An 18,150-nucleotide genomic window follows, 5' to 3' on the forward strand; every position below is an offset into this window, starting at 1 on the left:
CCTTTGGGCCATTGCAACACTACAGGCCATTGTGGCGATCTTCTTTACCGTCTGCTTCTTGTTGGACGCTATGGGAATGGAACCTGAGTTTCTGATCTGGCAGAGCCATGAGTATCAGCAAACGATCTTGGCCATCGGGTTGAACCTCGGCGTGGCGCTTGGCTGGATCGCCCTTAGAACAAGCCTGCAACGAGCGCGGCTCGCCGAAGAAAAGATGCGCCGTTGCACCTCAGAGTTTTCGATGGTGATGTCGCAGCATTTCACCGATTGGCGTCTGACCCCCGCCGAGCGGGATGTCGCGGTGTTTTTGGTCAAGGGCCTGAGCACCCGCGACATTGCGGACCTGCGCGGCACTTCTGAGGGGACGATCAAAGCGCAGACAAACGCGATTTATCGCAAGGCTGCCGTTACCGGGCGCACTCAGTTGCTCAGCACCTTTATTGAGGATCTGATGGATGACGCATTGATGCCTGCGGAGGCCCTGCAAACTACGGCTGTGAAGGGCTCAGCGATAGGCCCTGCAACCAGATCAAACGCCGCCCCGGCGTAATCGCTCCAGGAAACGCCCCCCTCCCCCACAAAACAGGTTGCCCCTTCATGATCCAAGCAATGCTTCTATCCGTTCTGGTCGTCAGCATCTGCACGGCGATCCACTATCTCGTGGCCATCCGACCTGCAACGGTAGATATCGAACCTTAATCAGGCAAATTATTGGGTTCACCACAAGAGACGCATCTCCTCAAAAATGAGGAGTCTCGCACGTGTCTTTCGAATCGAAACCAACTGAATTTTCAAAATCTTACCGTCCAATTGCATACAGTGTTGATGAAATTGCAGAGATGCTCGACGTTCCGAAAAGCACGATCTATCGTGAGATCCGCGAAGGTCGCCTCATTGCGCGGCGCGTTGGTAAATTCTATCGTGTTCATGCTGATAGATTTGATGAGTATCTAAAAGGTCCCGACCCCGTAAGCCAGCCCGATTATATGAACGTCCAGATACCGGTGAGTGGGTTATCCGCGACGGGGGAAAAGATACAAGAACCGGACTTCGCGGCCCAAGCACGCGCCCGTCGGCAGAAGCGGCGCTCGCGAGATATCTGACTGAGCGGGGCAGGGCGACTGCTCCGGTCGATCCAGACCAGATACCAGTCAATGTCCTTGTCGGCGATTATGCTGCTGGCCGGGCTGATGAGATAGCAGATCCAGATCGTCTCGATCATGCCGCCGAAGCACTGGCATCGTTTTGGACCGGTAAGACTGTCCAGGATGTTACAGAAGAAAACTGCAAAGCATATCTGAAACAGAGACAAAAGATCGGCAGGAGTCGATCAACAGTCAGGCGCGAGCTTTCGACGATGAGGGCGGCCTTGAATTACAGCCGTTCGCGGTTGACGAAGGTCCCGGACGTTTGGCTGCCAGCTGAGACAGAGCCGCGGCCGGATTGGCTCACAAGAGATGAGTTCGCCGCGGTGCTCTGGCATCTCTGGCGACAAAAGCGCACCAAGCATGCTGCACGCTTGGCACTGTGCCAATTCTACACTGGATCGCGACCCCGCACTGTCAGCAACACGACGCGCGCGAAGCGTAAGGATGGACCTTGGCTTGATTTCGATCAGGAAATTTGGTGGCGGCGCGGCGATGATGAACAAAGGACCCGCAAAGACAGAAAGCCTCATCGGATCCCTGCACGACTCATGGCTCACCTGAAGAGGTGGGATCGCCTCTTCGATTGGGATTACGTTGTTGAGCACACTCGATATCCAGGCCGACCTATCGGCGATATCGAGAAGGCACTCACAACAGCATGCGAAAAGGCTGGCGTCCGTCGCATCACTCCTCACGGCATCAAACATACAGCCATAACCTTGTTCATAAGATCCGGCGGCAGCATTGAAGACGCTTCAGAATACTTCAGCACCTCGCCGGACACGATACGGAAGACTTACTGGCATCACAGCCCGCATCACATGCAGAAACAAGCCGCGGCAATGGGGTCAGTCGGCCACACAGATACGCACAGAAACCCCTCGAAATCAGTGCAAATGGGTAAAGTAAACTGATAAAAAACTGAGCAATTTCAATGCATTTAGCATCAGGCCTGCGCCCTCCTAAGGCAGAGGCCAGAGGTTCGAATCCTCTAGGGTCCGCCATAAAATCCAGTCATTTAGTCGATCCGACTGATCTGCGTTTCTGTTACGGGTGACGGTTTGCGCTAACATTTCCGACTGCGTTTCCTTGGATTGGGATGTTTTTCTCGCCAGCAGCGTGCAATCTCATGGAAAACGCTAGAGTGATTCTGGGACCGGCTATTTTACCCCGTCGTCCACATCCGCGAGCAGGAAAGCCGCGGCTCAATCGTTCGTTGCGTGGGCCGTTCAGGTGGCGCGGGACCTATAGCCCCGCGAGAGCCGGTGAAAGCCCGGATGCGACGCTCTTAGCGCCCTTTCCAGACCGGGTCCCGCTTTTCAGCAAAGGCCAGTGCGCCTTCGGCGTTATCCTCCGACCCATAAAGCACATCGACAGTCTTTAGCTGGCGTTTGGTGACCCGGTTCATGCTGTCCTGAAAGTTGCTATCCTCAGCATCCCGCACGATTTCCTTGATTGCGGCATAGACCAGCGGCGGGCCCGAGGCCAAAAGGCGTGCCATATCCCAGGCCTGCGCCATCAGTTCATCTGCCGCATGAACGTGGTTCACAAACCCCCAGCGGTTGGCTTCTTCGGCGTCCAGCCAGCGGCCCGTGAGCAGCATCTCCATTGCGATATGATAGGGAATGCGCTTTGGCAATTTGATGGAGGCGGCATCAGCCACCGTGCCGGAGGTGATTTCGGGCAGCGCGAAACTGGCATGATCTGCTGCTAGGATAACGTCTGCAGACAGCGCCAGTTCAAGGCCGCCGCCACAGCAAATCCCGTTTACCGCAGCGATCACCGGTTTGTTCATGTCGCGCAATTCTTGCAGGCCGCCAAAGCCGCCTACGCCGTAATCGCCATCCACCTCGTCGCCATCCGCGGCGGCTTTCAAATCCCAACCGGGGCAAAAGAATTTCGACCCCGCGCCTGTGATAATCGCAACCCGTAAATCAGGGTCGTCACGAAAGGCGGCAAAGGTATCGCCCAAGATACGGCTGGTCTGCAGATCGATGGCATTGGCCTTTGGGCGGTCCAGAGTGATTTCGAGCACGGCACCCTCTCGACGCGTTTTAACGGGGCTTGTCATAATGTTCCTTTCACCAAAAGCGTATCGGCGATGATCGCGCGGTCTTTTGTACAGATGAGGGGATTGATTTCGATTTCGGCAATTTCGCCGGCGTATTCGGTGACGAAGTTTTGCAGCTTCAGGGTCGCGTCAACAATGGCGTTTATGTTGGCTGGCTCACCACCGCGATAGCCGCTTAACAGGGGGTGAATTCTTAATCGGCCCAAGGCGTGGCGAATATCTGAGTCCGTGGTGGGCAGCAGCAAGGATTGACCGTCCTCCAGAATTTCCGTCAAAGTGCCGCCCGCGGCCAATGTCAGGACAAACCCATGGGCGGGGTCCGCGACGATGCCTAGCAAAAGCTCCGCGACCGTGCCGGTGACCATTTCTTCGACAAGGAAGGTTTCGGCCTGCATTGCCTGCGCCGCCGCGCTGACTTGTTCCGCGTAAGTGAGGTTTAGCTTTACCGCGCCGGTTTCGGTTTTATGGGCGACACCTTCGCCCTTCAAAACCACAGGAAAACCGATCTTTTCGGCGCAAGCGATCACATCCGCAGGGGCGATGCCCGCACGGCTTGTGGGGATATCCAAGCCGTATGCCGCAAGGGTCCGTTTGGCATCGCCTTCGGTGACCGTGATCGTCGTTGCGAAGCTGGGGGCAGGTAGCAGGGGTTGGTGATTTTGGCGCGGCGGCATGCGCGCCGCGCTGATCGCTTCGCAGGCCGTGCCAAAGTCGCACAGCGGCACGATCCCCGCGCCAAGCAACCGTTTTGCAATTGCTTCGGGCAGGTTTTCCACGATGGACCCAACCACGCCAAAGGGACGGCCTGTTTGACGAGCTGCCTCCTCGATCGCCTCGATTGCAATCATCCAATCATCGGCGGCACAGCTGTCTAGGCGCGGGAAATCAAGCACCACAAGCGTCAGGTCGATATCCTCGCCCGTCATGGCGGCAAACACGGCTGTCATGGCGGCCTTATCGCGCCAGATTTGTGTGTGATAATCCAAGGGGTTCGTCAGATTGACCAGCGAACTGAGGTGCTGGGAAAGCGTATCTGTTTGAGCAGATGTCAGGGGCGGGAAGGTCAGGCCACAGTGCGCGGCGGTATCCGCCATGACGCTCGCCTCGCCGCCCGAGCAGCTTAGCGACGCAATGCGCCCCCCGGACAGGCGGCCATGGCAGTGAAACAGCTTTAACGTCTCAAGCAGCGCAGCGGGGGAACCGACCCGCGCAATGTCCAGCCGCGCCAATACCGCATCCGATCCCGCGCTGCTGCCCGCGAGCGAGGCGGTGTGCGAAATGGTCGCCAGTTGTGATTCCTGCGACCGGCCAACCTTCAGCGCCACAATCGGCTTGCCGAGCGCCTGCGACAGCCGCGCCAGTTCTTCAAAATCCGCGATGTCGCCAAAGCTTTCGATGTAAAGGCCAAGTGCGGTCACGCGGGCGTCGCGGATGACAGTTTGGGCGATGCGGGCAAGCCCTTGCTGGGCCTGATTGCCCGCGGTGATGGTATAGGCAATGGGCAACCCGCGTTGTTGCATCGTGAGGTTGATCGCGATGTTGGACGACTGCGCCAAGATCGCCACGCCGCGTTCAACGGGCACCAGCCCATGTTGATCCGGCCAAAGCGCCACCTGATCCACGGCATTCAGAACCCCGTAGCAATTCGGCCCGAGGATGGGCAGTCCCCCTGCTGCGGCCAACAATTGGTCATTCAAATCCGCACCGTCAGCGGTTTCTTTGAAGCCGCTTGCAAAACACACGGCGCCCCCGGCACCCATCTGGTTCAGCTCGCCGACCAGATCGATGGTTGCGCGGCGGTTCACTCCGATGAACGTCGCATCCGGCGCATTTGGTAAATCGGCAAGCGTCTTAAAGGCCGGCAAGCCGCCAACACTGTCCTTTTTGGGATGCACGGGCCAGATATCACCCTTGAAACCGATCTTCTGGTTTTGCTCGATCACGGAGTCGCACCACGCCCCGCCGCCGACAACGGCGATGGAGCGGGGGCGAAGGAGGCGCTCAAGATCACCCATACCCGTGACCCTAGGCGCCAACGGGGCGCAAGAGATCGCGGCTGATGATGTGGCGCTGGATTTCAGATGTGCCATCCCAGATCCGTTCGACCCGCGCGTCCCGCCAGAACCGTTCAATGGGGAAGTCATCCATCAAGCCCATGCCGCCAAAGATTTGCAGGGTGGCATCTGTCACCCGCGCCAGCATTTCGGAGGCGTAAAGCTTCGCACTGGCGATTTCGCGGTTAGCAGGCAGGTTTTGATCCAGCCGCCACGCCGCCGCCAATGTCAGGTACTCGGCGGCATCAATTTCGGTGATCATGTCGGCAAGCTGAAAGCTGATGCCCTGATACTTGCCGATCTGCTGACCAAACTGTTTGCGCTCAGCCGCGTAATTCAACGCCATGTCAAAGCAACGTCGTGCACGACCCACAGACATTGTCGCGACCGTGATCCGGGTGGCGTAGAGCCATTCATTCATCACCGCAAAGCCGCCATCCACCTCGCCCAGAACCTGAGCATCGGGCAGGCGGCAGTTGTCAAATTCGAGGATCATGTTTTTGTAGCCACGGTGCGAGACGGATTTGTAGCCATCGCGGATGGTGAAGCCGGGCGTGCCGCGGTCGACCAGAAAGGTCGTGATGCGTTTTTTGGGGCCGCGCGGCGTGTCGTCTTCGCCGGTTGCCACAAAGACGATCACGAAATCTGCATGATCCGCGCCAGAGATGAAATGCTTGGTTCCGTTCAGAACCCAGTCACCGCCATCGCGTTTGGCCGTACATTTCATGCCCCGCACATCGGACCCGGCATCGGGTTCGGTCATTGCCAGCGCATCCATCTTTTCGCCGCGAACGGCGGGGGTGAGGTAGCGGTCAACCTGATCGTCCCTGCAGGCCATCAGGATATTCTGCGGCCGCCCAAAGAAGTGGTTCAGTGCCATAGAGCCGCGGCCCAATTCGCGTTCGACCAGCGCAAATTCAAGATGCGAGAGGCCAGCCCCGCCAACGCTTTCGGGGAAGTTGCAGGCGTAAAACCCCAGATCCAGCGTCTTTTGTTTGATCGCATGCGCGATGTCATGGGGGACTTCGCCAGTGCGCTCTACCTCGGCCTCGTGGGGGTAAATTTCGTTTTCGACAAAGGATCGCACGGTGGAAACGATCATCCCTTGTTCTTCGGTCAATCCAAAATGCATCAGCTATGCTCCGGCTTGGGCAGGGCGGCTTGGGCCGCGATGATGGAGGCGAGCTTGTCGCTGACATGCGCCGCAGGGTCGCATGATTTGCGGGTTTCCAGACTGACGTGCAGCAGGAACTGATTGCAGGTTGCGATCACCTCGCCTTCGGCAGTCTTCAATTCGTGGAACAGCCGCAGCTTTTTACCCGCACCCTCAAGAATGGTCGTGACAACGGTGACTGAATCGCCTGCGTGACATTCATTGCGGAACCTGGTGTGGGTATCGGCGGTAAAGTAGCTGAAGCCGGATTTGAAATAGGCGGCATCGGCCCCGATCATGCGCATGAGTGCGTCGGCCGCATCTGACCACAGCTGCCCATAGCGGCTTTCGTTCATGTGCCCGTTGTAATCCGTCCAATCGATTGGAATGGCGCGGGCAACAGTGATGATGGGTTTGGTAAAGTCAGGGTCGGCTTTGCCCTCAAGGCGGGTGTCATGCGCGTTCAGCAATGCGCCTGCACCCCAGTCACGGCCCTTCAGGGACCGCATCATGGATACCAGATTGTCGTCGCGAATGCGTTCAAGCTCGCGGATCGTATGGGCACCGGATTGCGCGTCCGATTGGCTGGCGATCTTCTGTACCAAATCATCGGTCAGCTCGGGCACGTCCATCAACTTGGTCCAAGGCCACTGCAAGCAGGGCCCGAACTGTTCGATAAAATGGGCCATCCCGGCCTCGCCGCCCGCGACGCGGTAGGTTTCAAACAGGCCCATCTGCCCCCAACGCAGACCAAAGCCGAAACGGATGGCGTCATCGATTTCCTCGGTCGTGGCGATGCCGTCCTTGATCAGCCAAAGCGCCTCGCGCCAGACCGCTTCGAGAAAACGATCAGCCACATGCGCGTCGATTTCCTTGCGTAGTTTCAGGGGCTTCATGCCGATTTCAGTAAGCATCGTTTGCGCGCGCGTGGTCGTGGCGTCGTCACCGACCAGTTCGATAAGCGGCAGCAAATAGACCGGGTTGAAAGGGTGTGCGACGAAAATCTGGTTGGGGCGAAGCGCCCCTTGCTGTAGCTCAGACGGTTTGAAGCCCGAGGTTGAAGAGCCGATCAGCGCGTCTTTGCGGCAGTGGGACTGAATCTCGGCGAAGATCTTGTGCTTCATCTCAAGCCGTTCCGGCGCGCTTTCCTGAATCCAGTCGGCCTCTGTGACGGCGTCGGCCAATGTGGGGACGATTTTCACCTGACCTTCAGGCGGCAGTGCGACCTCGGACAAGGCGGGCAGGGACCGGCGCGCGTTCGCCATGACTGCGCTGACTTTGCGTTCGGCTTCGGGATCAGGGTCGAAAATAGCGACGTTCCAGCCTGACAACGCAAACCGCGCCGCCCAGCCGCCGCCAATGACACCACCGCCGATGATTGCTGCTATCTTGGTCATCGCGGTGCCTGCTTGGTCAGGCCCAGTTTTTGGCGTACGGCATCAGGGCCCATGACGGTTGCCCCCATGTTTTCAATGATGGTGACGGCCCGAGACACAAGCGCTTCGTTGGTGGCGAGCTCGCCTTTGCCGAGCCACAGATTATCCTCAAGCCCAACGCGCACATGGCCCCCTGCCAAGACCGATGCGGCCACATAGGGCATCTCGTCACGGCCGATTGAAAACGCGGACCAGTTCCAGTCGTCAGGCACATTGTTAACCATCGCCATAAAGGTGTTCAGGTCATTGGGGGCGCCCCATGGGATGCCCATGCAGAGCTGCACCAGCGCGGGCGAAGACAACACACCGTCTTTAACCAGTTGTTTCGCATACCAAAGGTGGCCGGTATCAAAGGCTTCGATCTCTGGCTTCACGCCAAGCGCTTCCATCCGCGCGCCCATCGTTGTCAGCATGCCGGGCGTGTTGGTCATCACATAGTCAGCTTCGGCAAAATTCATCGTGCCGCAGTCGAGGGTGCATATCTCGGGCAGGCAGTCTTCGATATGCGCCAGCCGTTCTTCGGCGCTGACCATATCGGTGGCATCGTTCAGCGGCAGCGGCGCGGAGGGCGGGCCAAAGACGATGTCGCCGCCCATGCCTGCGGTGAGGTTCAGCACCACGTCGACCTCGGCATCGCGGATGCGGTCGGTCACTTCGCGGTAGAGTTTCGGATCGCGTGAGGGCACGCCAGTCTCGGGGTCGCGCACGTGGCAGTGCACAATCGCCGCACCCGCTTTGGCGGCGGCGATGGCTGAATTGGCGATCTGTTCAGGGCTGCGGGGAACATGGGGTGACCGATCTTGGCTGCTGCCGGATCCGGTCACGGCGCAGGTGATAAAGACCTCACGGGTCATCTGCAGGGGCATCTTGGTCTCCTTTTAGGCTTATCTGCAGACTACCCGGATTGATCGGCCGATATGTGCAGTGCTAGACAGAAACATGCAGGAAAAGACAAAATCATCAGGCGAGACGGTTAAGATCGACATTCTGCTGTTCGATGGTTTCTCGAACCATTGTCTGGCCAACACTTTGGAGCCGTTTCGCGCCGCGAACAGCATCACCGGGCAGGCGCGATATGACTGGCGCCTGCTTTCGCTTGAGGGGGGGCTTGTGCGGTCTTCAAGCGGGATGTTGGTACAGACCGAATTGGCCACGGCGACAAAGCCCCCCACTGATTACCTCATGGTGACCGCCAGCTATGGTCACCTTGCGTTGAGCAGCAGTCGGGTGCTGTCCGCGCTGCGGGGGCTTTGCGCGAATGCGAAATGTCTGGTGGGGCTCGATATGGGGGCTTGGCTGCTGGCGGCTGCAGGGCTGTTGGACGACAGGCCCGCCACCATCCATGGGCATCTTTTCGAAAGCTTTTCAGAGACATTTCCGCAAGTAGATGCCCGGCAAGAGCGGTTTGTCATTGACGGCAACCGGATCACCTGCGGCGGTGCAATGGCGTCCTTTGATCTGGTCCTGACGTTGATCGGGGCGCACTGCGGCGAGATCACACGACTCGATGTCGCGTCGCTTTTCTTGCATCAAAGCGATCAGCCGTTTGGGCAGCCCGACAACATATCGGGGCGGTCCAAACTGGTGTCCCGAGCGCTTGTCCTTATGGATGAGACTATCGAAGCACCGGTGCCAATTCCGACCATTGCGCGTCACTTGGGGTGTTCGCTCAAAAGCCTGCAAAGACGGTTCGCGCGCAGTTTGAATGCGACGCCGGGCCAAGTCTATCGGCACCGACGCCTGATCGCCGCCAAGAGCTTGGCCGAAGGGACCAACCTGTCAATCTCTGAGATTGCGACGCGCTGCGGTTACGAAAGCGCAAGTGCTATGACACGCGCCTTCAAGGGCCAGTTTGGCACAACGCCCATGGATTTGAGGGCGGACTGATTGCGTTCTCGATCTCGTCTGAGAAGTTGGACCCCATCCAACCGCCGCCGTCGCTATCCCGGCACTTGGTTCTCGAACCGTCGAAACAACAAGGCGATGCCCCCGGCGATGATCATGTAAAACACAGCCAGCAAGATCAGCGGTTCATAGACGATAAACGTGTCCGAGCGCACACGCGAGGACACGGCATAAAGCTCGACCACCGTGATTGTCGCGACCAGAGGTGTGGCCTTGAGCTGCAGGATGGTTTCACCGCCCAATGTCGGTAGGACGTTGCGAATGGCCTGCGGCAGCCAGATGCGGCGGAACATGGTGAAACGCGGCATGCCGAATGCGTTTGCAGCCTCAAGCTGCCCCTTGTTCACACTGGAAAACGCGCCGCGCATAACTTCGCCTTCATAGCCCGCATAAGACAGCGTCAGCGCCAGCACCGCATAGGGCCAAGCTTGGCGCAGGTAGGGCCAGAGTTCACTGCCGCGGATCCAAGGGATTTGCGGGAACAGCGAGCCGAGGCCGTAATAGAGCAGCCAGATCTGCAAGAGCAGAGGCGTGCCACGGATGACGGTGCAGAATATCCGGGCAGGGGCAGACAGGTACCAAGGCCCGATGGCCTGCGCGAGCCCCAGTGGAATGGCCAAGAGAAAACCCAGCACGCAGGTGACGACCAATATCCAGATCGTGCGCCAGAGCCCTTCCAACGCCAGCGGGGCATATTCCGGTATCCAATCCCACCGCAGCGCCACGGCGCACCAGATGACCACAGCCAGCAAAAGCGCCAGCATGACAATGCGGTGGGGCTGCATCAGTGCGCGAAAGGGGATCATCGGCCCGCTCCTTTCAGCGACGGCTGACCGCGCCGCGCCCATTTTTCGATCCGGGCAAAGACCGCGCCAGAACATAGCGTCACGATCAAATAAAGCGCGCCCGCGGCGAGGAAGAAGGTGAAATAGGCGCGCGTGCTGGCGGCGGCCTGTCGGGTCTCCAGCGTCAATTCGCTGAAGCCGACGATGGCCAGAAGCGCGGTGTCTTTGGTTGCAATCAACCACAGGTTCGCCAGACCCGGCGTGGCAAAGGACATCATCGCGGGGATCGTCACGCGGCGCAGCAGCATCAGCGGCGGCATCCCGTAAGCGCGCGCGGCCTCAATCTGGCCCGCGGGCACGGCTTGGATCGCGCCGCGCAGCACCTCGGTGGCATAGGCGCCCTGTACCACGCCGAGCACCCAGATCCCGGCGACGACACCGCTAATCTCGACCCGGCCATAGCCCATGGCGCCCGAGACTTTGTTAATGAGATCGGTGCCCACGTAATAGAGGATCAAGATCAGCACCAATTCAGGCACGGCCCGGATCACAGTCGTATAAACGGCAAGGAGGTCGCGCAGGACCACCCCGCCATAAAGCTTGCCGTAGGCCCCAAAGAGCCCGATCAGAAGGCCGAACCCGAAGGCGCCAAATGCGATCTGCAAAGAGTTCGCAAGCCCGCGCAACAGGTTGCCGCCCCAGCCCGGCGGGCTGAGGGACAGTAGGTGCGCGCTCTCGGCAAGCCCGAGCGTTTCGAAGATTATCTCCACGATGGGCGCTTACTCTGCGTAGATGCTGGTATCGAAATAGCGCCCGGTGATCTCTTCGTGGGTGCCATCTTCGAGGATCTGTGCGATGCCTTTGTTCAGGCTTTCCCGCAGCGCGTCATCGCCCTTGCGCACGCCAGCGCCGACACCTTGGCCCAAGATGGCCTCGTCATTCTCCACCGATCCCTTGATCTCGCAGCAGGTGCCGATGTCGGAGTTAACGAAATCCGCCATGGCGATGCTGTCGGCCTGCGTGGCATCAATCCGACCCGAGACCAGATCCTGATTGGCTTCGTCTTGCGTCTGATAGACCCGGATTTCCGCCGCATCGCCGAAATATTCATTGGCATAGGCTTGGTGGATGGTTGAGGCTTGAATGCCGATGATCTTACCGGACAGCGACTCGGCCGTAGGTTCGATGTCCATCGACTTATCCGCCACGATCACCGCGGGCGTGTTGTAGTAGGGATCAGAGAAATCGATCGTTTTCTGTCGTTCCTCGGTGATCGACATGGAGGCCATGATCGCATCGACCTGCTGGCCTGTCAGCGAGGGGATAATGCCGTCCCAGGCCACGGGGGTGATCACACAGTCCAACTCGGCCGCTTTGCAGACCGCGTCGATGATCTCAACTTCCCAGCCTTCCCATTCGCCGGAGGCATTGAGAGAGGCGAAGGGCGGGTAGGGCTCGGCTGCGATGCCGATCTTGACCTCTTCGGCGGCCACGGCACCGGCGCTCAGCACTGCTGTCGCGATCGCACTCGTCATGAGTTTCTTAAATGTCATTGATAGTCTCCCTGTTTTTTCTTGGTGGTTTAGCCGACTGTCTGCAAAAACTGCCGCAGCCGGGCGGATTGAGGGTTGCCGAAAAGCTCTTCCGGCGGGCCTTGTTCTTCGATGCGCCCCTCAAAAAGGTAGACGACATGCGTCGCCACCTCGCGCGCGAATTTCATCTCGTGGGTGACAAGCAGCATGGTGCGCCCTTCGGCAGCCAAATCGCGGATAACCGTGAGCACCTCACCCACCAACTCGGGGTCAAGCGCGCTGGTGGGTTCGTCAAACAGCATCACGCTGGGTTCCACCGCAAGGGCGCGGGCAATTGCCGCGCGTTGCTGCTGTCCTCCTGACAGAAACGCAGGGAAGGTATCAGCCTTATCGCCCAGTCCGACCCGGTCTAGCAGCACCCGTGCGCGTTTGATGGCCTCGTCCCGCGGCACTTTGAGAACATGGACCGGCACCTCGATGACGTTTTCCAGCAGGGTGCGGTGGGTCCAGAGGTTGAAAGCCTGAAACACCATGCCAAGGCGGGTTCGGATGCGCTCGATCTGGCGGCGGTCAACGGGGGAGCCGTCTTGGCGCATCTTGATCTCTTCACCGTTGACGATGATCTGACCCGCACTTGGGGTTTCGAGGAAATTGATGCAGCGCAGGCAGGTGGATTTGCCCGACCCGCTGCCGCCGATGATGGCGACAACATCGCCCTTTTTCGCGGTCAGTGAGACACCTTTGAGAACCTCCAACGCGCCGAAGGATTTGTGCAGGTCGGTAATTCTTATGGCCTCATTCTCCTCTGCGCGATCGGCATTGGCGTCTTCGGCTGCTTGTGTGGCTCTGACCGGCTTTCTTTGCAAAGCGTCCGCACCCCTCATTTGATGTGTCCCAAATTTCTGTCTTGTAGTAAGGCCCGTATTTCGTAATCATGCAAGTGTATAATTAGGAAGTTCGGAAATCGCCTGTGTCGGACAGCACGCCTAAATTCAAACGTGAGCCAGCGGAGCACCGCAGGGAGGCCCTGATAAGGGCCACTCTGTCGCTGATCGCCGAAAAGGGTGTTCAGGCCGCGACGGTCCGGGCAATCGCGGCCCGCGCCGAAGTGTCACAGGGTATGATCAGGCACCACTTTTCGTCGAAAGAAGACCTGATTACCGCGGCCTATGAGCATCACATGGACCGGCTCACCGACCTGACATCGGCCTTCGCGGAAGGCGACTGTAGCGCGCCGGTGGCACGGTTGGCCGCTTTCGTCGTCGGCAGCCTGACGCCGCCGGTTGTCGACGCGGGGTCGGTCAGCCTTTGGGCGGGGTTTCTCACCAAGGTCCATGACGACGCGCAGATGCGCGAAAGTCACAAACGGACCTATTACAATTTCCGCAACCGCCTTGAGGCGCTGATCGCAGCCGTATTGAACGAGGCGGGTCAGCCCCGCTCAGCACAAGAACTTCGCCATTTGGCCATCGCCTGCAACGCCGTGATCGATGGATTGTGGATGGAAGGCGGTGTTCTACCGAGCGCTTTCGCGCCGGATGAGCTTTCAGAAATCGGAATTCGCTCCGTCGGAGCGCTCCTCGGGATAGACCTCACAAAAGCAGGGCAACAGACATGAGAACGACAGATATCACCCGACGGCTGGCAGGTCTTGGCGGCGCGAAATGGGAAGTGCATCTAAAGGCCCGCGAGCTTGCCGCACAGGGCCGTGATATTATTGAGCTGACCATCGGCGAGCCGGACGTGCCGACACCCGACGCGCTTATGGATGTGGCGGCCGATGCAATGCGCCGGGGCCGCACTGGTTATTCTGACGGTCGGGGTGAGACAGGTCTGCGCGCTGCATTGGCCGAGCGATATTCGCACCGCGCGGGCCGTCGCATCACGCCGGACCAAGCCATGTGTTTTCCCGGCACGCAGACGGCGCTTTATGCCGTGCTGTTGGGCGTGGCCGAGGCGGGGCAGCAGGTTCTGGTCGGCGATCCGATGTATGCCACTTATGAAGGGGTTATCCGCTCCAGCGGTGCCGAGATGGTGCCCGTCCCGCTGCGCCCGGAAAACGGCTTTCGCCTTCATGCGGATGACATCGCCGCAAGGATTACCCCGCAGACCACGGCAATCTTGCTGACCACGCCGCATAACCCCACCGGCGCGGTCCTGACCCGGGCAGAGATTGACGCGCTTGGTGAACTGGCCATTGCCCATGACCTGTGGATTATCTCTGATGAAGTGTACGAAGAACTGATCTTTGACACCTCTGAATTCTGCTCGCCTCTGTGGCGTCCGCAGCTGGCTGACCGCACCATCGTCGTCTCATCGATCTCAAAATCCCACGCCGCACCGGGCTTTCGCAGCGGTTGGTGCATCGGCCCCGAAGCCTTTACCGAGGCTCTCTTGCCGCTGTCGGAGACCATGCTTTTCGGCAACCAGCCCTTTATCGCTGACATGACCGAAAAAGCGGTGCGCGAGGGGTCGCCCGTGGCCGAAGGGATGAAGCAACGCTTTGCCGCCCGCGCCGAGCGTTTGCACCGCCGGCTGTCGCAAGAGAGCCCGTTGAAGGTGCACCAACCGGATGCGGGCATGTTTGCAATGATCGACGTGTCGGCCACCGGAATGCGCGGCACCGACTATGCCATGCACCTGCTTGAGCAGGCTGGCGTGGCGGTCATGCCCGGTGCGTCCTTTGGGGAAACGCTCGATGCTTGGGTGCGTGTGGCGCTGACGACCGGCGACGCGGCCTTTGATGCGGCCTGTGACCGGATCATCCGGCACGCGGCGCAATTGCAACTGGAAACGGCATGACCAGTGTCGGCGAAGCGCTGGTCGCCCAGCTTTCACAGCGCGGCGTCGACTGTGTCTTTGGTATCCCCGGCGTGCACACGATCGAGCTTTACCGGGGCTTGGCGGCCTCGGGCATCCGCCACGTGACGCCCCGGCACGAACAGGGCGCGGGCTTCATGGCGGATGGCTATGCACGGGTCTCCGGCAAACCCGGTGTTGCCTTTGTCATCACGGGGCCGGGGCTGACCAACACGCTGACCGCGGTGGGCCAAGCGCGCGCGGATTCCGTGCCGATGCTGGTGATCTCTGGCGTCAACACGCTGCCCAGCCTTGGCAAGGGCAGGGGCCATCTCCACGAGCTACCGGATCAGCGGGCGATGGCACGGACCGTCGCGCTGATCTCCGAGCGGGTTGAAACCGCCGATGAACTCGCCCCCATGCTCGACCGGGTCTTTGAGCCGTTCCAGTCCGGCCGACCGGGGCCCACACATCTTGAGATACCGCTGGACGTGGCCGGCGCGCCCTATACCGCCGAAGCGCCCTCTATTTCTGCCACCTCTGTGACCCCCCCGTCTGCCGAGCAAATCTCAAAAGCCGCTGCGATACTGGCGGAGAGCAAGGCGCCCCTGATCCTTGCCGGTGGCGGGGCTAGAAAAGCCGGGAATGCCTTGCAAACCCTCGCCGAAAAGCTAGGCGCGCCGGTGGTGCAAACGGTGAATGCCCGCGGCGTAATGTTCGAACATCCTTTGAGCGTTCCGGCCAGCCCCAGCCTGCAAGCCGTGCGGGCACTGATCGCGCAGTCGGACGTGGTGCTGGCCTTGGGCACCGAATTGGGCCCGACCGATTATGATATGTACGCCTCCGGCACCATGCCCGAGTTCCAAAGGCTCATCCGCGTCGATATTTGCGCTGAGCAGCTTTCCCGCCATGCCGCCGAACTGTCGATCCACGGCGATGCGGCACTCGCAATTGACGCGCTGAATGCCGCGGTTGACGGGGATGCCGCGCCAGACGGGGCAGCGCGGGCGGCCAAGGCCCGCCGCGAGGCGTTTGAAGAGATCGGCCCAGAGATGCGTGCGGCTTGCGACACCCTCGGTGAAGTGCGCGGGGCGGTTCCGGGGGCGATCATCGTCGGCGATTCCACCCAGCCGATCTATGCGGGCAACCTTTACTACGATCACGACCGCTCCGGCGGCTGGTTCAACGCCGCCACCGGCTTTGGCGCGCTTGGCTATGGCATCCCCGCTGCAATCGGGGCGGCGCTGGCCGCACCCGACACGCCGGTGATTTGCATCGCTGGCGATGGCGGCGCGCAGTTCAGCCTGCCGGAATTGATGTGCGCGGTGCAAGAAAACCTGCCGATTTGCTTCATCATCTGGAACAACCACGGTTATCAGGAAATCGCCACCTCCATGCAGGACGCGGGGGTGAGCGTCGTCGGATGTGACCCGGCCCCGCCGGACTTTGCCGCCGTCGCACAATCCTGCGGCTTGCCCTTCTGGCGCTGCGATACGCAACCCGGCGCCGTTGAAGATGCGCTGCGCGCGGCCACCGCGACTGGCGGGCCGACGCTTATTGAAATTCAGGCACAGCCGACCCCCCGCGCCAGCAAACAAGAGAGCATGACATGACAGACCCCACCTATGAATTCACCCGCGCCGTCACCCGTCGCCCCGCCGCCAGCATCGTCGATGGTCTGCGCGCCGAGGACATCGGCACCCCCGATCTTGCGCAGATGGAAAAGGCCCATGCGCATTACGTTGCCACATTGAAAGAAACCGGCGCCGAGGTGATCGAACTGCCCGCGCTGGAAGCTTTTCCCGATTCCGTCTTTGTTGAGGATACCGCACTTTGTTTACCCAAAGGCGCAGTTCTGATGCGCCCCGGCGCGCCGAGCCGCATGGGAGAGGTGGCCGAAATGGCGCCGACCTTGAGTACCCTTTACAGTGACCTGCGCCAGATCGAAGGCCCCGGCCATATCGAAGGAGGCGACATTCTGGTCACCGGGCGCGAGATCTTGGTGGGCCGATCAGACCGCACCGATGCCGAAGGCGTGGCCGAGCTCACGCAGATCGTCTCGGACTGGGGCCATAGCCTCCGCGAGGTCTTTACACCGCCCGGCGTGCTGCATTTCAAGACCGATTGCTCGTTGCTCGACGGGGACACCATCCTCAGCACCAAACGGCTCGACGCTTCTGGCTGTTTCGAAGGTTACCGCGTGCTGCACACCGCCGAGGGCGAAGAGGCCGCCGCCAATAGCATCCGGTTTAACCAATATGTGCTCTGTCCTGCGGGCTTCCCCCGCACCGCGGAAATGTTGACGAAAGCAGGCTTTGAAGTGGTCGAGATCAGTAATGCGGAATGCGCCAAACTGGACGGCGGCATGTCATGCCTGTCGCTAAGGTTCTGATACTGAGGGTCGCTTGGAAGGTTTGATCCCCTTGCGTGAGTGCAGCGTTCTGCGGTGACGAATACCTTCGTGTAGAGGGGGCGAAGGTCAAACCGCCTCCGCCATATCTCTCAGCGATACGAGTTGATGCGGTTTGACCGTTCTGCAGTCGACAGCTTTTGACCTTGGGAGCCTGTGCGGAGTGCGCACCGCGCAGGCGCCTTGCGTCCCAATTTTCCTGCGTTTCGATAAACTCAATCCGGTTTCGCCCCGGTTTATACAGTCCGGCGAACTGATACTTCCTGTCCAACAACGAAATTCGGAAAGAAGGACAATCGAAATGAAAGCCATCGGCTATAACACCACCGGCGCGGCAGAGGTTTTGGAGGCGTTGGAAATCGACCGACCCACGCCGGGGCCGGGCGATCTTTTAGTTGAGGTAAAGGGCATCTCTGTCAATCCGGTGGATGTGAAGCTGCGCGCGCATTCCGCCCCCGATGGCGGCCCAAAGGTCTTGGGGTTCGACGCGGCGGGGGTGGTCGTCGACTTGGGCACAGAGGTTACGGATTTCGCCATCGGGGATGCGGTGTTCTATGCCGGGGATGTGACCCGTGCAGGCACCAACGCCACTTTTCATGCGGTTGATGCCCGGATCGTGGGGCGAAAGCCGGAAACGCTCGATTTCGTTGAGGCCGCCAGTCTGCCGCTGACCGCGATCACCGCATGGGAAATGCTGTTCGATGCTTTCAGGCTGACGGAAGGGGCCGGTGAGGGGCAGGCGCTTTTGGTGATTGGCGGGGCCGGGGGCGTGGGGTCGATCCTTATCCAATTGGCCAAGGCGCTGACCGGATTGACCGTGATCGCCACCGCCTCGCGTCCGGAAACCCAAGACTGGG

17 protein-coding genes are annotated in these 18,150 nt (G+C 59.9%); 8 read left to right on the forward strand and 9 right to left on the reverse strand.

All coding sequences use genetic code 11. The annotated features are described in order from the left end of the window. Together A3722_RS05040 and A3722_RS23165 are read left to right on the forward strand one after the other, a co-directional pair. A partial coding sequence (locus A3722_RS05040) for a helix-turn-helix transcriptional regulator (RefSeq protein WP_067915961.1) occupies window positions 1-550 on the forward strand: 550 nt, incomplete at its 5' end. 211 nt (window positions 551-761) lie between these two features. Further along, on the forward strand, window positions 762-1,103 hold the full coding sequence (locus tag A3722_RS23165) for a helix-turn-helix domain-containing protein (RefSeq protein WP_150120074.1): 342 nt from the start codon (window positions 762-764) through the stop codon (window positions 1,101-1,103). A 1,333-nt stretch (window positions 1,104-2,436) separates the two neighbouring features. Here the strand turns inward: A3722_RS23165 and A3722_RS05055 are convergent. Genes A3722_RS05055 through A3722_RS05075 form a run of 5 tightly spaced genes read right to left on the reverse strand, consistent with a single transcriptional unit; the run spans window position 2,437 to window position 8,728 of the window. Then, window positions 2,437-3,219, reverse strand: a complete 783-nt coding sequence (locus A3722_RS05055) for a carnitinyl-CoA dehydratase (protein WP_067626332.1) — start codon at window positions 3,217-3,219, stop codon at window positions 2,437-2,439. After that, complete coding sequence (locus A3722_RS05060; protein ID WP_067626330.1) at window positions 3,216-5,234, reverse strand: acetate--CoA ligase family protein; 2,019 nt, start codon at window positions 5,232-5,234, stop codon at window positions 3,216-3,218. The genes A3722_RS05055 and A3722_RS05060 overlap by 4 nt, the downstream gene beginning before the upstream one ends. Window positions 5,235-5,244: 10 nt before the next feature. Beyond that, window positions 5,245-6,405, reverse strand: a complete 1,161-nt coding sequence (locus A3722_RS05065) for an acyl-CoA dehydrogenase family protein (protein WP_067626328.1) — start codon at window positions 6,403-6,405, stop codon at window positions 5,245-5,247. Further along, on the reverse strand, window positions 6,405-7,823 hold the full coding sequence (locus A3722_RS05070) for a carnitine 3-dehydrogenase (protein WP_067626326.1): 1,419 nt from the start codon (window positions 7,821-7,823) through the stop codon (window positions 6,405-6,407). Before A3722_RS05070 ends, A3722_RS05065 begins: the two co-directional genes overlap by 1 nt. Then, entirely contained in the window at window positions 7,820-8,728 is a 909-nt protein-coding gene (locus A3722_RS05075) for a 3-keto-5-aminohexanoate cleavage protein (protein ID WP_067626325.1), read from the reverse strand. Before A3722_RS05075 ends, A3722_RS05070 begins: the two co-directional genes overlap by 4 nt. A 73-nt stretch (window positions 8,729-8,801) precedes the next feature. Between A3722_RS05075 and A3722_RS05080 the strand changes: the two genes are divergently transcribed. Next, a complete protein-coding gene (locus A3722_RS05080) occupies window positions 8,802-9,749 on the forward strand; it encodes a GlxA family transcriptional regulator (RefSeq protein WP_067626322.1) in 948 nt (315 codons plus the stop codon). A 53-nt stretch (window positions 9,750-9,802) separates the two neighbouring features. Here the strand turns inward: A3722_RS05080 and A3722_RS05085 are convergent, their stop codons facing one another. Genes A3722_RS05085 through A3722_RS05100 form a run of 4 tightly spaced genes read right to left on the reverse strand, consistent with a single transcriptional unit; the run spans window position 9,803 to window position 12,968 of the window. Beyond that, on the reverse strand, window positions 9,803-10,573 hold the full coding sequence (locus A3722_RS05085) for an ABC transporter permease (protein ID WP_067626320.1): 771 nt from the start codon (window positions 10,571-10,573) through the stop codon (window positions 9,803-9,805). Beyond that, window positions 10,570-11,322 (reverse strand): ABC transporter permease, encoded by a 753-nt coding sequence (locus A3722_RS05090; protein WP_067626319.1) that lies wholly within the window; start codon window positions 11,320-11,322, stop codon window positions 10,570-10,572. The genes A3722_RS05085 and A3722_RS05090 overlap by 4 nt, the downstream gene beginning before the upstream one ends. A gap of 9 nt (window positions 11,323-11,331) precedes the next feature. After that, the gene (locus A3722_RS05095; RefSeq protein ID WP_067626317.1) at window positions 11,332-12,105 is read right to left on the reverse strand and encodes a transporter substrate-binding domain-containing protein; all 774 of its coding nucleotides are present in this window, start codon (window positions 12,103-12,105) and stop codon (window positions 11,332-11,334) included. Window positions 12,106-12,134: 29 nt separating this feature from the next. Then, on the reverse strand, window positions 12,135-12,968 hold the full coding sequence (locus tag A3722_RS05100; RefSeq protein WP_082849357.1) for an ABC transporter ATP-binding protein: 834 nt from the start codon (window positions 12,966-12,968) through the stop codon (window positions 12,135-12,137). Between the two features lie 86 nt (window positions 12,969-13,054). On the opposite strand from A3722_RS05100, the gene A3722_RS05105 reads away from it, so the two are divergent. From A3722_RS05105 to A3722_RS05125, 5 genes are all read left to right on the forward strand, one after another. After that, on the forward strand, window positions 13,055-13,702 hold the full coding sequence (locus A3722_RS05105) for a TetR/AcrR family transcriptional regulator (RefSeq protein ID WP_067626315.1): 648 nt from the start codon (window positions 13,055-13,057) through the stop codon (window positions 13,700-13,702). Then, complete coding sequence (locus A3722_RS05110; RefSeq protein ID WP_067626313.1) at window positions 13,699-14,886, forward strand: pyridoxal phosphate-dependent aminotransferase; 1,188 nt, start codon at window positions 13,699-13,701, stop codon at window positions 14,884-14,886. Before A3722_RS05105 ends, A3722_RS05110 begins: the two co-directional genes overlap by 4 nt. After that, entirely contained in the window at window positions 14,883-16,496 is a 1,614-nt protein-coding gene (locus A3722_RS05115) for a 5-guanidino-2-oxopentanoate decarboxylase (protein WP_067915963.1), read from the forward strand. The genes A3722_RS05110 and A3722_RS05115 overlap by 4 nt, the downstream gene beginning before the upstream one ends. Further along, window positions 16,493-17,275 carry a dimethylarginine dimethylaminohydrolase family protein gene (locus A3722_RS05120; RefSeq protein ID WP_067915965.1) on the forward strand — a complete coding sequence of 261 codons (783 nt, stop codon included), beginning with the start codon at window positions 16,493-16,495 and terminating at the stop codon, window positions 17,273-17,275. The genes A3722_RS05115 and A3722_RS05120 overlap by 4 nt, the downstream gene beginning before the upstream one ends. 319 nt (window positions 17,276-17,594) lie before the next feature. After that, window positions 17,595-18,150 (forward strand): alcohol dehydrogenase catalytic domain-containing protein (locus tag A3722_RS05125; protein ID WP_150120444.1); only part of this gene is annotated, 556 nt, incomplete at its 3' end.

It is taken from the genome of Sulfitobacter sp. HI0027, from assembly GCF_001634775.1.
Taxonomy (GTDB): Bacteria; Pseudomonadota; Alphaproteobacteria; order Rhodobacterales; family Rhodobacteraceae; genus Sulfitobacter.